Here is a 13,536-nt window from a genome sequence, read left to right on the forward strand (position 1 = left end):
TCGGTATGCGTACCGAATTCTGCGAACAGCTCGGCATCGAGTTCCCCATCTTCGCCTTCACCCACTGCCGCGACGTCGTAGCGGCGGTGAGCAATGCGGGCGGGTTGGGGGTACTCGGCGCGGTCGGCTTCACCGCTGAACAGCTCGAGGTGGAGCTGGCCTGGCTCGACGAACACGTCACCGGCATCTACGGCGTCGACCTGGTGATCCCGTCGAAATACGAGGGCAAGGGCGTCGACGGGCTCACCCCCGAGCAGCTGGAAAAGCAGCTGGCGCAGATGGTTCCGCAGGGCCATCGCGACTTCGCCCAGCAGATCCTCACCGACCACAACGTGCCCGCGCTGCCCGACGGTGAGCACCACAACGAGTTGCTCGGCTGGACCGCGACCACCGCGGGTCCGCAGGTCGACGTCATCCTGAACCACCCCAAGGCCAAGCTCGTGGCCAACGCGCTCGGCACCCCGCCCGACGATGTCATCAAGCGCATCCAGGACTCCGGCCGGGTGATCGGCGCGCTGTGCGGCTCGGTCAAGCACGCGATGAACCACAAGGCAGCCGGCCTCGACTTCGTCGTGTGCCAGGGCACCGAGGGCGGCGGACACTGCGGCGAGGTGTCCTCGCTGGTGCTGTGGCCGCAGGTGATCGACGCGATCGGCGATGTGCCGGTGCTGGCCGCCGGTGGCATCGGCAACGGCGCGCAGGTCGCGGCGGCGCTGGCGATGGGCGCGGCAGGCGCGTGGACCGGGTCGCTGTGGCTCACCGTCGAAGAGGCCAATGTGCCGCCCGCCCAGATGGACACCTACCTCGGGGCAACCAGCCACGACACCATCCGCTCGCGTTCCTGGACCGGCAAGCCGTGCCGCATGCTGCGCAACGACTGGACCGACGCCTGGGAATCCACCGAGACCCCCGACCCGCTGCCCATGCCGCTGCAGATGATGGTCGCCCTCGACGGCGTCAAACGCGGACACCGCTACCCCGAGGCCGCCAAGGACGTGAACTTCAATCCGGTCGGGCAGGTCGTCGGCATGATGAACAAGGTCGAACGCAGCGCCGACGTGATCAACCGCCTCGTGGAGGAGTACGTCACCGCCTACGACCGCCTCACCCGACTCAACGGCTGAGCGAGGCCGCCTCCGAAGATCGGTGCCCGGCCGATAGCTGTCGGCCGCGCCCGATCTCCGCACTCCAGAGCCTTCGACGCACCGCACCTGCCCTGCACTCGGCATATCTCACCAGCGATGCGGGGCGGTGGTGTCGATCGCGGGCACTACGAAGAAACCCGACTCAGACAGCTAGCCGTTCGGTTCAGACGGCCGAGCTCAGTGGCACCGTGTGGATCGGCGTCTCGCCGACGAGCTGGCCGAAGCGGGCGATCACCTTCTCGTGGTACAGCGCGAACAGGTCCCCGAACAGCGCGAGTTGCGCCTCGCTCGGTGGGGAGTCGGCGTCCCACACCGCGAGCAGCGCCCGCCAGACGAGCACGTGCAGATCGGGGGCGACGGCGAAGTAGGCGGCGATCGCCTCCGGCACCTCCACGACCATATCGGCGATCGAATTCAGCACCGCGCGTTGCATGCTCATCTCGAGCACGCCGAGCAGCTTGCGCACCAACGCGATCTCGGCGGCGATGATGCGCGCGTGGTCGGGCACGGTGTGGCGCGCCATCGCCTCCAGCTCGTCGACGGCGGCGGCGAGCTCGGCCGGATCGAGCACCTTCTCCCCCGCGGTGTAGGCGAGCAGCGCCTCGCCGACGATCCCGCGCTCCACCTCGACGATGTCGGTGAACATCTCGGCGGCGACCGCGGGCGCGGTGATCGAGAACCGGAACAGGTGCCGGTAGACGTCCATGCCGCCCTCCACCCGCACATCGCGGATGGTGAATCCCTTGCCGCGTCTGGCCTCGACGAATCCGTAGGACTCGAGCCTGCCGAGGATGAGCTGGGCGGTGGCGCGGTTCATCCCGAACTCGTCGGCGACCTGACGCACCGACGGCATCAGCTGGCCGGGGCGGTACTCGCCGGTGGCTACCCGGCGCGCCAACTCATCGGCAACGTCGGCGACCACCGTCCGGGATCCCATCGAAACACCTTTCGGTCATCATCCGGCTACGTCCCAGACAGTTTAGGCGCTGAATGCTTGGAGCGCTGGCGCGCTCGAGTCGCGGCCCTTCGGGCCGCGAAGGCAAGCTTCCTGGCGACTGCTCCGCTACCGATTTTCGCCTCGGCTCCCATCAGCGGCCTTTCCTCGAGGCGTGCCGCTCAGCTGGATCAGACAGCACTGTGCGACACCGTGATTGAATACGCAGGCAACAGGGCAGCTAAACATCTTGGGAGGAATTGTGAGAACAACTCGGCTCGCCGCGAGCGCGGTTGCCGCTCTCGCCGTGATCGCAGGTCTGTCCAGCTGCAGCAAGGACACCGAAGATCACTCAGCGCACGCGTCGAGCACCACCGCGACGCCGACGACGTCCGCCGCGGCCACCACCGCGACGAAACTGACCGGTAGTTCGGCCGCCCCGCTGCCACCGCCGAGTCCGACGCATCCGCCGCAACCCGCCCTCCAGGACGTGAACTGCGGCCAGGTCACCGGCGGAAACGGTGCCACCGCCGAGGTCATCGTGTTCGCCTCCGACGCGGGTCGCGCCGGCTGTACCGAGGCGATCAATGTCGTCTCCGACTACCTCGATGTACCGCGCACCGGCGACGCCGCGGCCGTCGACGGCTGGACTTGCGAACCGCAGCCCGACACCTCGGTGCCGCACATCTGCGTCAACCAGGGCCTGACCATCGGCCTGCGCGGCAACGCGGCACCGGCCAGTCCGCCGTCGCCCGCGCCGAGCCCGGTCCGCACTGTCAACCCGACCATGCCCCCGGTGACGACCACCAGTAGCGTTCCGCCCGTCCCGCCGCCCGTTGTCGACGACGTGAACTGCGGACCGGTCACCGACGCGGGCGGCGCCACCCGCACCGTGATCGCGATCGGCACCGCCGACGGCCGTCCCGGTTGCACCGAGGCGATCAACGTGGCCACCAGCTACGTCACCACGATCGCCCCGTCGGATTCGGTCGTCGTCGAAGGCTGGCAGTGCAATTCCCAGCCCGATACCCAGGTCCCGCAGGTGTGTTCGAAGGACGGCCTCGTGATCGCGTTGCGCGCGAACTAGATCATGTCCTTCTTATCGAGCCAGCGCATGACCGGCCAGCCCAGACCTACCGGAATCCAGCAGGTCAGGACGCGGTAGAGCAGCACGGCGGGGACCGCGATCTCGGCTGGGACGCCGAAGGCCGCGAGACCACCGATCAGCGCGGCCTCGACCGCGCCGACGCCACCGGGTGTCGGCGCGGCCGAGGCCAGCGTGCCGCCGATCATGGTGACGATGGTGACGGCCACGAAATCCGTGCCACCACCGAAGGCTTCGACGCTCGTCCACAGCGCCAGCGCCTGCCCGAGGGTGATCGCGCCGCAGCCGCCGACGATGACCACGAATCGCTTCGGGTCCTTCGCGAGGTCGACGAGTTCGCCGAACACTTCCTTGACCTGTGGGCGCACCGAATGATTCACCCAGCGACGCAGCGTCGGCACGAACATGAACGCGCCGATCAGCCCCACACCCACGCCTGCGGCCAGATACAGCACCGTCGCGTCGGGCACGATGTGGGCCAGGTTGCTCGATGTTCCGGCCACCACACTGAACACCACGAGCAGCACCAGGTGGGTGAGCACCTGCATCGACTGTTGCATCGCCACCGCGGCCGTCGCCCGCAGCGTCGACATGCCCGCCTTCTGCAGGAACCGCACGCTCAGCGCCAACCCGCCGACACCGGCCGGGGTGGTCGTCGCCACGAAGGTGTTGGCCAGCTGCTCGACGAGCAGATAGCGCATCTTGATCAGGCCGTCCGCGCAGGCACCGAGCGCGGCGGCGGCGCCGACGTAGGTCAACCCCGACACGGCGAGACCCGCGAGCGCCCACCACCAGTTGAGCGTGCGCAGCTGACTGAAGAACGTCGGCACCTGGCTGAAGAACGGATACGCCACATAAACCAGCGCGACCAGCAGGACGAGCTGGATGAGCTGGTTGCGTGAGAAGCGGGTGATCTGGTCGGACTTGATGCGGTCGTGACCGGTTTGCCTGCGCACCTCCTCGCGGGCGGTGGACATCACTTTGGTCCACTGCGGCAACGACTTCCGGATGCCGATCGACATGGCCGACTTCGTCAGGCGCCGGGCCGCGTAGGCGACCTTGTCCTCGCCGAGTGCCTCGATCGCCGCCGACACCGCCTCGTGCTTGCCGTAGAGCGAGGTGGTGGTCACCAACAACTGGGCGATGTCGGTCTGACGTTGCGACTCGGCCGAACCGAATTCGGCGGCGGCGAAACCGCCGAACAGGGTGTCTCCCTTGCTGACTCGCACGAAGTCGGGTTGCAGATCGCCGAGGCTGATCTGGTTGTCGTGCAGGCGAAGCAGCGAACGCCAGACCCCGGGCAGCACCTGCGCCGACAAGGTCGCGATCGGCGTCCCGCGAGGCATGGTGTGCGCGTACAGCATCCAGCCGCGACTCAGACCCGCCACCACGACCTGATGACTGTCGGCCATCCCGAGGTCACCGATCGCGATGCCGAGCAGCGCCCGATGTTCCACCGCTCGGTGCATCGATCCGTGTAGCGGTGCGGTCTCGCTGGAACGGAAGGTGATCCAGCGCCACACCTGCCGGATCGCGCCGAAGCTGCGCTGGTTCTTGCCGTACAGCTCGACGACGATCTCGTCCTCGGGCCCGTCGACCTCGGTGGCGAGCAGCAACGGTCCGCGCCCGGCCGGCCGGTCGACCCGGAAGGCTTTCACGGTATGGCCCCGCCCGGCGAGCACCCGGACCGCGGCGTCGAGGGGCACCTCGAGCGCGGGCGTGCCGACCAGCCAGACGATCACCGCGCCGACCAGCCAGCCGACCGCCAAGCCGAGCATCGCCCGCGCGGGCACCACCGAGCTCACCACCAGGTGGATCGGCGCGAACATCAACAGCAGAAACCACATCCAGCGCCGCGGCCGCACCGGCAGCCACGGGCTCGACACGGTGAGCATGGCCGCGAGCATCGCGATCCAGCGTGGATCGTCGAGGAACTGGGAAAGAAAGGTGTCGAAGCGGTCCGGGACCGGCATGTGCCATTTCGGCGTGGAGATGCCTGCACCGGTGATCGACAGGGCGAGCACCGCGAGCATGCCCGCCGCCCCGTACCCGGCCAGCAGCTTCCACTGCCTGCGCAACACGAGTTCGATGAAGATGGCGAACGGCAGTGCCAGGATGAGCATTCCGTAGATCAGGTAGACCATGGTCGCCTGGTCCTGGCTGAGGAAGTCCACGATCTTGGCGACCGAGCGTTCCAGCGCCAGCCACTCCGGCCGGGTGATCAGCGAGCCCGCGATCACCACGGCTACACCCATCACCGCCAGCACCACCCGGACGATGTCACTGGTACGCCGGATCAGCGGTTGCAGGAGTTTCCCCGTGACCGGGATCTCCCGACCGTCGACTCGCATGAGCCGCACGATACACACCGACACGCCGCGGACCCGCCGTGACATCAACCCAACCAGCACGGTCGTCCCCGCGTGCCGTGAAGCCGATCACAGGCCGTCACAAACACTGGCGATACCCCGTCCAGGAAGTAGGAAAACACCCACTCAGCCGGAAGGAACGATCATGCAGGTTCTGCTCGCAGGTGCCACCGGCGCCATCGGCCGCCCCCTGATCCGCGCGTTGACCGCGAACGGGCACACGGTCTCCGCGCTCGTCCGCAATCCGAACGCGAACCCGCTCGTGCGCGAACTCGGCGCCACCCCGGTCACCGCCGATGTGCTCGACCGCGAGGCACTCCTGCGCGCTGTCGACGGTCTGCGCGCCGACGCAGTGATCCATCAGGCCACTGCCTTGCGCGATGCGAAGGTGCAGCGCCGGATTCCGGCCGATGATCCGACCGGGCTGCTGCGGACGGTCGGCACGGCTAATCTGCTCGAGGCCGCGTCGGTGGTGGGTGCCGGGCGGTTCGTCACCCAGTCGCTGATCCTCGGCTACGGGTACCGCGATCACGGCGACCGGCTCATCACCGAGCGCGACCGGTTCGGGGTGTACGACGGTGGGGTGGCCGACGAGGTGGTCCGCGCGTGCGTTTCCGGCGAGAGCCAGGTCTTCGACGCGCCCGGTGTCGACGCAATCGCGTTGCGGTACGGGCTCTTCTACGGTCCGGGAGCGTTCAGTGATCTGTTCGCGGACATGATGCGCAAGCACGCGCCAGTCGGGCCGATGGGCTCCGGCGGAGTCAACACCTGGGTCCATGTCGATGACGCGGCCGCCGCGACCGTCGCCGCACTCGAATGCGGTGCACCCGGCCGCGCCTACAACATCGCCGACGACCACCCGATCACCTGGCAGGAGTTCTTCGCGGAGGTCGCCCGCAGCCACCGGACACCACGCCCGATCCGCTTGCCCGCGTGGATGATCCGACTGGCCGTGCCCTATATCGGCGCGCTCATGTCGGATACCTCGATGCGGATCTCGAGTCGGCTGGCCAACGACGAGTTGGGTTGGAGTCCTCGGTATTCCAGCGTTTCCGCCGGTCTCGCCGCCTAACGGGTCGATCCGCCGCCGACTTCCGGATGCGATCCGCAGGTCAGTGCGGCGCTCTTGCCATGACAGCGGCGCGGTCGTGACCGGGGATCACCTCGATGTCGGCCGGGAGGGCGTGCAGTCGGTGAATGGTTTCGAAGGCCCGGTCGCGGTGCGCGTCGAGTAGTTCGCCGAGGAGCGGAGCCTTTTCCCGGATGAGGTCGATCTGCAGCGTGCTCCAGACCGCGTCGCCCGCGAGCAGGACGCGGGAGCCGTCGTCCACGGCGAGCAAGATGCCGACACTACCGGGGGTGTGGCCTGCCAGGTCGACGATCAGGACGGAGCCGTCACCGAACAGGTCGTGACTGCGGGCGAAGGTGAGAACCGGCGGGCCGTCGAGTTCGTAGAGGTCGAAGGCGCGACCGCGCAGCGGCCCTCGGGCGACGCCGAGCGGCACCTGCGAACCGGCCATGGCCCACCGGTACTCGATATCGGGCACGCGGATCGGGACCAGGCCGGGCAGTTCGTACAGCCCGGCGACGTGGTCCCAGTGCAGATGTGTCGGCAGCACGAAGTCGATGTCGTTGCCGGTGAGGTCGTGGGCAGCCAGTACCTCGCTCAGCCCGTGCACCGGACTGTCGGGGCCGACCAGCAGCGGCACCGGGAAGGGCAGCTCGGGCAGCACTCGCTGATGCACGCCCGCGCAGATCGCCGGGTCGACCAGAAAGGTGGCTTCCGGGTGGCGGATCAGGAACGTCGACATGGTCAGCTGCGTGGATCGCAGGGTCCGCACGCCCTCGGCCACGATCGTCGTCGGCGCGGACAGTTCCGCCTGCACGAGCGCGGTCAGACTTACGGTGTTGTGCGCGGGAGGGAGGGGAACGCACTCCAGCCCGTCGAGAAATGCGGTATCGGCGCCGCGTGGCCAGAGCAGCCGTGGACCCGTGGCGACGACCGCGACACAGCAAGCGAGAACAGTCGATAACATCGTCGTGCGCTCACCCATATGTGCCACCGTAGGCGATCGCCCACACCCCGACCACCGGGCCAGGTCGAGCCACTGTGTCAGCGGCCAACGCCCGATAACATTCGGCGTCTAGTCGATGCGGCCCATCAACCGATCTGTTTCGCGCCGTTCACGTTTCGTGGGCCGACCCGCACCACGCTCGCGCTGCGGCAGGGTGGCGAGGACTTCCTTCGGAGGCGGCGGCGGGCTGCGATCGATCAGGCACTGGGCGGCGACGGGCGGACCGACGCGCTTGTGGATGATCCGCTCGACGACGACGACGCGCTCGAGGCCGGCATGACGGACCCTGATCTCGTCACCAAGGCGGACGGTCAGCGCCGGTTTCGCCGTTACCCCATTAACGCGCACATGCCCGGCGCGGCAAGCTTCTGCCGCGGCCGAGCGTGTTTTGAACAGGCGCACTGCCCAGGTCCACGCGTCGACGCGGGCCTGGGTATCGGAGTGCTGGGGGGTCACCCCTTAGACGATACGGCGAGCCGTGACGACGTCGTCGGCGCTGAGGTGGGTGTAGGACACCGGGGTGCCCGACTGCACGGCGTTGAGGAGCTGACCGTTGCCCGCGTAGATACCGACGTGGCCGCCACCGTTGGTGATGACGATGTCACCGGCCTGCAGGTTGTCGAACGAGACGGGAGCGCCGACGTGCGACTGCTCGAAGCTGGTGCGCGGCAGTTCGACACCGGCCTGGCGGTATGCCCACTGCACGAGGCCGGAGCAGTCGAAGCTCTGCGGGCCCGCGGCACCCCAGTTGTACTGGGCGCCCAGCTTGCCGCGAGCGGCGTCGAGGGCGACGTTGCCCGCGGTCTGCTGCTGCTGCTGGGCGAACGGGTTCTCGAAGTTCACGCTCGGAAGCTGCGGTGCGGCCTGGCCCTGAGGGGCGACCATGGCCTGCAGCTGCTTCTCGACCTGCTGCGCCGGCTGCTCGAGCTCTGGCGGCAGATCGAAGTTACCCAGACCGGGGATATTGATCGTGGCAGCCTGCGAAATCGCGGGCATCGCACCGGTTGTAGCGGCCACCGCGCCCATGACGAGGGCGCCCTTGACGGAATTCGGCAGTCGAGAATCCCGCTGCAAGCTGTGTTTACCCACCGAGACGAGTCTCCGATCTTGCTACTCTCCCGCCGCTTCGTCACGAATCGCTTGGCGATCATGACTATTCGGCGGTGACCCAGTGGCGCCGCTCCTCTGACGAACCGACAGACTCCACTAAGTCACGAGAAGATTACGGCCTGTGATGAGCGCTGTCCAGCGAAGCACGCAAGTTGTTTTCTTCCGACCGGAAAAGCCCAGAACAAGGGCTACGGCACCGGCGTGTCGGCGCGAGTAACGATTTCATCGTCACCGCCGCGCGGCGCGTTACCGATCGCGTAGCGCGCGCTCGAGTTCGTCGATGCGCGTTCTGGCGTCGGCCAGGTCGATCTCGAGCCTGCCCAGCATGATCAGCAACGGCCCGATCGCCAGGGCGGCGACCAGCTGCGGGTCCAGGTCGTCGAAGCCCCCGTCGAGCGTTGCCAGCAGGTCGCGCCTGATCGTGTCGGCCAGGTGCGCGCCCTGCGGCAGCGGCCAGCTGGCGACGATCTCCGCGGTGGTCTGAGGTTGCTCGAACATCGGGCTCCATTCCGGTCTCGACAGCAATTCTCGGTTTCGCTAGCAGTATCTAGGACACAGCCGAGAGTTACCGAGATTCTCCTGTGCGCACGCGCTACGGTTATCCGGCATGGACCCCGTGCGCAATCCGTATGCACCCGGCGCCGGCCAGCGTCCACCCGAATTGGCCGGGCGCGACAAACAACTCGCGGCGTTCGACATCGTGCTCGAGCGCATCGCCCGCGGCCGACCGGAACGCAGCGTGATGCTCACCGGACTGCGCGGCGTCGGGAAGACCGTGCTGCTCAATCAACTTCGCTCCGCCGCCATCTCGCGCGGCTGGGGCACCGGCAAGATCGAGGCACGGCCCGACCAGGATCTGCGCAGGCCACTGTCGTCGGCCTTGCACATGGCGGTGCGCGCGATCGCGATGTCGCACCGCAATCCCGAGCACGTCGACGATTTCCTCGGCATCCTCAAGGCCTTCGCGTTGCGCGCCACCGCGGACAAGGGCATGCGCGAACGGTGGCAGCCCGGTATCGACGTGCCCGCCGTGACCGGCCGCGCCGACTCGGGCGATATCGAGATCGATCTGATCGAACTGTTCAAGGAGGCGGCCGCCCTCGCCGCCGATATCGGGGTCGGCATCGGCATTTTCATCGACGAGATGCAAGACCTCGGCCCCGCCGACGTGTCCGCGATCTGCGGCGCCTGCCACGAGCTGAGCCAGGACGGCGCTCCGTTGATCGTCGTCGGCGCGGGCCTTCCCCATCTCCCCGCGGTGCTCTCGGCCTCGAAAAGCTATTCGGAGCGACTGTTCAGCTACCACCGCATCGACCGCCTCGACCGCCAGTCGGCCGACCTCGCCCTCATCGCGCCTGCCGAACGCGAGGAGGTGAAGTTCACCGAAACCGCGCTCGATTCGCTCTACCAAAGAGCCGATGGCTACCCGTATTTCGTCCAGGCCTACGGCAAGGCCGCCTGGGACCAGGCACCCGAGAGCCCGATCACCGCCGAAGACGTCGCGGTGGCCTCCCCCGCGGCCGAAGAGGAACTGGCGGTCGGCTTCTTCGGCTCCCGCTACGAACGCGCGACTCCGGCCGAACGCGAGTACATGCGCGCCATGGCCGACCTGGCTGGCGACGACGCCCCGGTCGCCACGTCGGCGGTGGCCGCCGAACTAGGCCGCAAGCCCGCCTCGGTGTCCCCCGCGCGTGACGGCCTGATCAAGAAGGGCCTCATCTACTCGGCAGAACGCGGGACGATCGGCTTCACCGTCCCCCACTTCGGCCGCTATCTCCGGAGCGTATGAGCATCTTCGCTTTTCTAGTAAATCATCTAGATATACGAAGAATTCCCTGCGGAGCCATCCTTCGACAGGCGTCTACAAATTTCTAGCGAAAGCGCTAGATTTGCGAAGATTGCCCTGAGTAACGATGCGAGCCCGCCCGGAGTCGTTTGCGCATCGAGTGAGTAACGCGAGGGTTGACCGGTTAACGCGCTGGAAACCTTCTCCGAAACACCAGGCAGGAACGCATTTCTACGCGCGTCCCGCCGCAGACGGAGGAGGCCGCGATGTCGAAGACCTTCCCTATTACCGGCACCGGCGGTCGCCGCTGCACTGTCGTCGCCGATGACGGCGTACCCATCGCCGTCCGCAGCTTCGGCGCCGACGACGCGGCCCTGACCGTCGTTTTCGTCCACGGCCACTGCCTGCACACCGAATCCTGGTCGTTCCTGCGCGAACATCTGCTGCGGGATGGGGCCGCCGACGCCCGCATGGTCTTCTACGACCACCGCGGCCACGGCGAATCCGGGCACGCCCACCACGCCACCTACACGATCGACCAGCTCGCCACCGATCTCGACGCGGTGCTGCGCGCGGTCGTACCGACCGGGCCCGTCGTACTCGTCGGACATTCGATGGGCGCGATGGTGGTGCTTGCCTACGCCCGCCTCTACCCGGCGGCCATCGGTCACCGGGTCGCGGGGATCGGCTTGATCGCAGGCGCCGCGGGGGGCATCGCCGAGGTCGGCATGGGCAGACTCCTCAACCGGCACGCCGTGGCGTCGCTGCAGCGCGCGGTCGTGGCCGCACCCAGGATGATGCAGGCGTCGAAGCGCTTCTCCCGCTGGATCTTCGGACCGCTGATTCGCGAGGCGAGCACGGGCACCCGGCGCGTGAATCCGCGCGTCACGGCCATCGCCACCGCGATACTCAACGAGACCGCGCTGCTGACCATGTCCGGCTTCCTGAGCTCGCTGCTCGACTTCGACGAGGCGAACACCCTCGCCCGCTTCGGCGATCTGCCCGCTCTCGTCCTGGCGGGCTCGGCCGATCTCATGATGCCGTTCACCCACTCGGTGGTGCTGGCCTCGCAGCTGGCGGGCGCCGAGCTGGTGCGGATCGAAGGCGCCGGTCACAGCGTGATCCTCGAACGCGCCGAGGACGTCGCCCACTCGATCACCACGCTGGTCGACCGGGCGAGGATCGGCGTGCACACTCGCTACGCCGTCGCTGGGTGAGCGCAACAGTTACTGGACGGCAATCCTGTGTTCTCCCACAACATCGGGCGTAAACCGAAAAGATCCGTTATTGTGGTGGAGATCACGTTGTGTGGTGAGTCACACGGCTCGGTGCAGTGTGGCCCGAGACTTTTCGGGCGTACCCGTGATCCGGCGAGTCGGTATGCCCGCCATATACACAGGAGGTAACGATGACACGCAGCGATCTCGCAGAACTGCGCTACGCGGTCGGCCAACTCCGGCAATCGATCGGCGCACTGCGCTCCAACTACGGCGACGCGGCCACCATCCGTCGCCTGGAGAACGACCTCGAGCGGCTCGTCATCGACGCCGAGGATTTCGAGCAGGCACCACCGCCGGAACTCGCCGTCCCACGCAGGTCGGAGCCGATCTACGTCCCCGACAGCAAGTCCGACGAAGCAGCATGGATGGGCGCCCAGGACGAAGGCCTCGGCTTCCACTCCCGCCCCCGAACAAAGTAAATCCTGATCACCGGCGCGACGGCCCTGCCAACAGGGTCGTCGCGCCGACCAGTATTTCTGGAGCGCTGGAGCGGAATCACCCGGCTCGGTGTCGGCCCAGTTTGCGTGTTCGGGAGCCGTGGAAGCGGGCGCCTCGTGGGGCTTCGGTCGGTTCGTCGACCTCGGCCGATTCGAACAGGGCCGCGATCCCGTGGTCGTGGCCGAGCGCGATGGCCTCCAGTCCGTAGCGACCGCCGGTGCGACCGAGTTCGTGCAGCATCGTGGTCATGATTCGCAGGCCCGTGGCCCCGACCGGGTGTCCGAGCGCGATGTCGGAGCCGTTCACATTGAGCCGGTCGAGTGGGTCGAGTTCCCATTCGGTGGCCAGTGCGAGCACCTCCACCGCGTAGCCCTCGTTGATTTCGAGCAGATCGATCTCGCCCAGCGTGCACCCGGTACGTCCGAGCAGCTTCGACACCGCGGGGGCAGCACCCAGCCCGGGCCCCATGTCGTCACAGCCTGCCGCAGCCCAGCCCGCGAGAAACGCCATCGGCGTCAGCCCCAGCTCACCGAGTCGATCCTCGGCCACGACCAGGCACGCGGATGCCCCGAGCCGATGCGAGCTCATGTTCCCGACCGTCACCACGCCATCGGCGAGCAGTGGCCGTAAACCTGCCAGCGTGTGGGTCGACAGGTCGTCGCGCACGCCTTCGTCGCGGGTGATCTGGTGATCGCCGAACCCGGCGGCCACACCGACGACCTCGGCCGCGAACGCACCCTGCCGCCAGGCACGGGCCGCCTTGCGATGACTGGCCACCGCGAACTCATCGGCGGCATTGCGGTCGATCCCGTAGTAGTGCGCCAACCGCTCGGCGTTGTGCAGTCCCGCGGTCCCACCGGGTAGCCCCGGATGGGTCGTCGCGCATTCCACCCCGCCCGCGACCACCACATCCGCGGCGCCGGTCTGGACCATCATCGCCGCGGTGATCACCGCCTGCAGACCGCTACCGCCGTGTTTGTCGGTGACGAAACCGGGTACTGCGAAAGGTAATCCGGCACCGCGAGCGGCGAGCGAACCGACCGCGGGTACATCGGAGAGGCCACCATCGATACAGGCCATAGCCACATCATCGATGCGTAGCGGGTCGATTCCCGAGCGTTCGATCACAGCGGACAACACCGTGGTCGCCAGCCACTCGGCGGGCATACCCGACAACGCACCGCCCCCCACGCCACTGGGCGTGCGGACGGGCGCCACGATCGCGGCTCTTCTCATTGCGCGTCACGCTCCTCTCCCCGGCACGGGGGAATACCTGTCACAGGGCACCACAGGT

13 protein-coding genes are annotated in these 13,536 nt (G+C 67.6%); 6 read left to right on the plus strand and 7 right to left on the minus strand.

Features of this window, described 5'->3' with window-relative positions; genetic code table 11:
• Nucleotides 1-5: 5 nt before the first annotated feature.
• Nucleotides 6-1,124: a nitronate monooxygenase family protein gene (locus IBJ82_RS29785; RefSeq protein WP_194829317.1), complete on the plus strand. Its 1,119-nt coding sequence runs from the start codon at nucleotides 6-8 to the stop codon at nucleotides 1,122-1,124.
• A gap of 184 nt (nucleotides 1,125-1,308) precedes the next feature.
• On the opposite strand, the gene IBJ82_RS29790 is transcribed toward IBJ82_RS29785, so the two are convergent.
• Nucleotides 1,309-2,082, minus strand: a complete 774-nt coding sequence (locus IBJ82_RS29790) for a GntR family transcriptional regulator (RefSeq protein ID WP_194829318.1) — start codon at nucleotides 2,080-2,082, stop codon at nucleotides 1,309-1,311.
• A 259-nt stretch (nucleotides 2,083-2,341) separates the two neighbouring features.
• On the opposite strand from IBJ82_RS29790, the gene IBJ82_RS29795 reads away from it, so the two are divergent.
• Nucleotides 2,342-3,166 (plus strand): hypothetical protein, encoded by an 825-nt coding sequence (locus IBJ82_RS29795; protein WP_194829319.1) that lies wholly within the window; start codon nucleotides 2,342-2,344, stop codon nucleotides 3,164-3,166.
• On the opposite strand, the gene IBJ82_RS29800 is transcribed toward IBJ82_RS29795, so the two are convergent.
• Nucleotides 3,163-5,535 (minus strand): lysylphosphatidylglycerol synthase transmembrane domain-containing protein, encoded by a 2,373-nt coding sequence (locus IBJ82_RS29800; protein WP_194829320.1) that lies wholly within the window; start codon nucleotides 5,533-5,535, stop codon nucleotides 3,163-3,165. The genes IBJ82_RS29795 and IBJ82_RS29800 overlap by 4 nt on opposite strands.
• Nucleotides 5,536-5,698: 163 nt before the next feature.
• On the opposite strand from IBJ82_RS29800, the gene IBJ82_RS29805 reads away from it, so the two are divergent.
• The gene (locus IBJ82_RS29805) at nucleotides 5,699-6,625 is read left to right on the plus strand and encodes an NAD(P)-dependent oxidoreductase (RefSeq protein WP_194829321.1); all 927 of its coding nucleotides are present in this window, start codon (nucleotides 5,699-5,701) and stop codon (nucleotides 6,623-6,625) included.
• 40 nt (nucleotides 6,626-6,665) lie between these two features.
• On the opposite strand, the gene IBJ82_RS29810 is transcribed toward IBJ82_RS29805, so the two are convergent.
• The 4 genes from IBJ82_RS29810 to IBJ82_RS29825 all read right to left on the minus strand — a co-directional run bounded on the left by IBJ82_RS29810 (nucleotide 6,666) and on the right by IBJ82_RS29825 (nucleotide 9,236).
• Nucleotides 6,666-7,607 (minus strand): MBL fold metallo-hydrolase, encoded by a 942-nt coding sequence (locus tag IBJ82_RS29810; protein ID WP_194829322.1) that lies wholly within the window; start codon nucleotides 7,605-7,607, stop codon nucleotides 6,666-6,668.
• A gap of 90 nt (nucleotides 7,608-7,697) precedes the next feature.
• Nucleotides 7,698-8,084 (minus strand): RNA-binding S4 domain-containing protein, encoded by a 387-nt coding sequence (locus IBJ82_RS29815; RefSeq protein WP_194829323.1) that lies wholly within the window; start codon nucleotides 8,082-8,084, stop codon nucleotides 7,698-7,700.
• A 3-nt stretch (nucleotides 8,085-8,087) separates the two neighbouring features.
• Nucleotides 8,088-8,654, minus strand: coding sequence for a C40 family peptidase (locus IBJ82_RS29820; RefSeq protein ID WP_194829374.1), 567 nt, complete (start codon nucleotides 8,652-8,654; stop codon nucleotides 8,088-8,090).
• Nucleotides 8,655-8,984: 330 nt separating this feature from the next.
• Nucleotides 8,985-9,236: a hypothetical protein gene (locus IBJ82_RS29825; RefSeq protein WP_194829324.1), complete on the minus strand. Its 252-nt coding sequence runs from the start codon at nucleotides 9,234-9,236 to the stop codon at nucleotides 8,985-8,987.
• 109 nt (nucleotides 9,237-9,345) lie between these two features.
• Here IBJ82_RS29825 and IBJ82_RS29830 point away from each other — a divergent pair, with 109 nt between their 5' ends.
• The 3 genes from IBJ82_RS29830 to IBJ82_RS29840 all read left to right on the plus strand — a co-directional run bounded on the left by IBJ82_RS29830 (nucleotide 9,346) and on the right by IBJ82_RS29840 (nucleotide 12,223).
• A complete protein-coding gene (locus tag IBJ82_RS29830) occupies nucleotides 9,346-10,527 on the plus strand; it encodes an ATP-binding protein (RefSeq protein WP_194829325.1) in 1,182 nt (393 codons plus the stop codon).
• 263 nt (nucleotides 10,528-10,790) lie between these two features.
• A complete protein-coding gene (locus tag IBJ82_RS29835) occupies nucleotides 10,791-11,741 on the plus strand; it encodes an alpha/beta fold hydrolase (protein ID WP_194829326.1) in 951 nt (316 codons plus the stop codon).
• Between the two features lie 191 nt (nucleotides 11,742-11,932).
• A complete protein-coding gene (locus IBJ82_RS29840; RefSeq protein WP_194829327.1) occupies nucleotides 11,933-12,223 on the plus strand; it encodes a hypothetical protein in 291 nt (96 codons plus the stop codon).
• Nucleotides 12,224-12,299: 76 nt separating this feature from the next.
• On the opposite strand, the gene IBJ82_RS29845 is transcribed toward IBJ82_RS29840, so the two are convergent.
• Entirely contained in the window at nucleotides 12,300-13,478 is a 1,179-nt protein-coding gene (locus tag IBJ82_RS29845; RefSeq protein ID WP_194829328.1) for an acetyl-CoA acetyltransferase, read from the minus strand.
• Nucleotides 13,479-13,536: the final 58 nt, after the last annotated feature.

It is taken from the genome of Nocardia sp. XZ_19_231, from assembly GCF_015355705.1.
Classification (GTDB): domain Bacteria; phylum Actinomycetota; class Actinomycetes; order Mycobacteriales; family Mycobacteriaceae; genus Nocardia; species Nocardia salmonicida.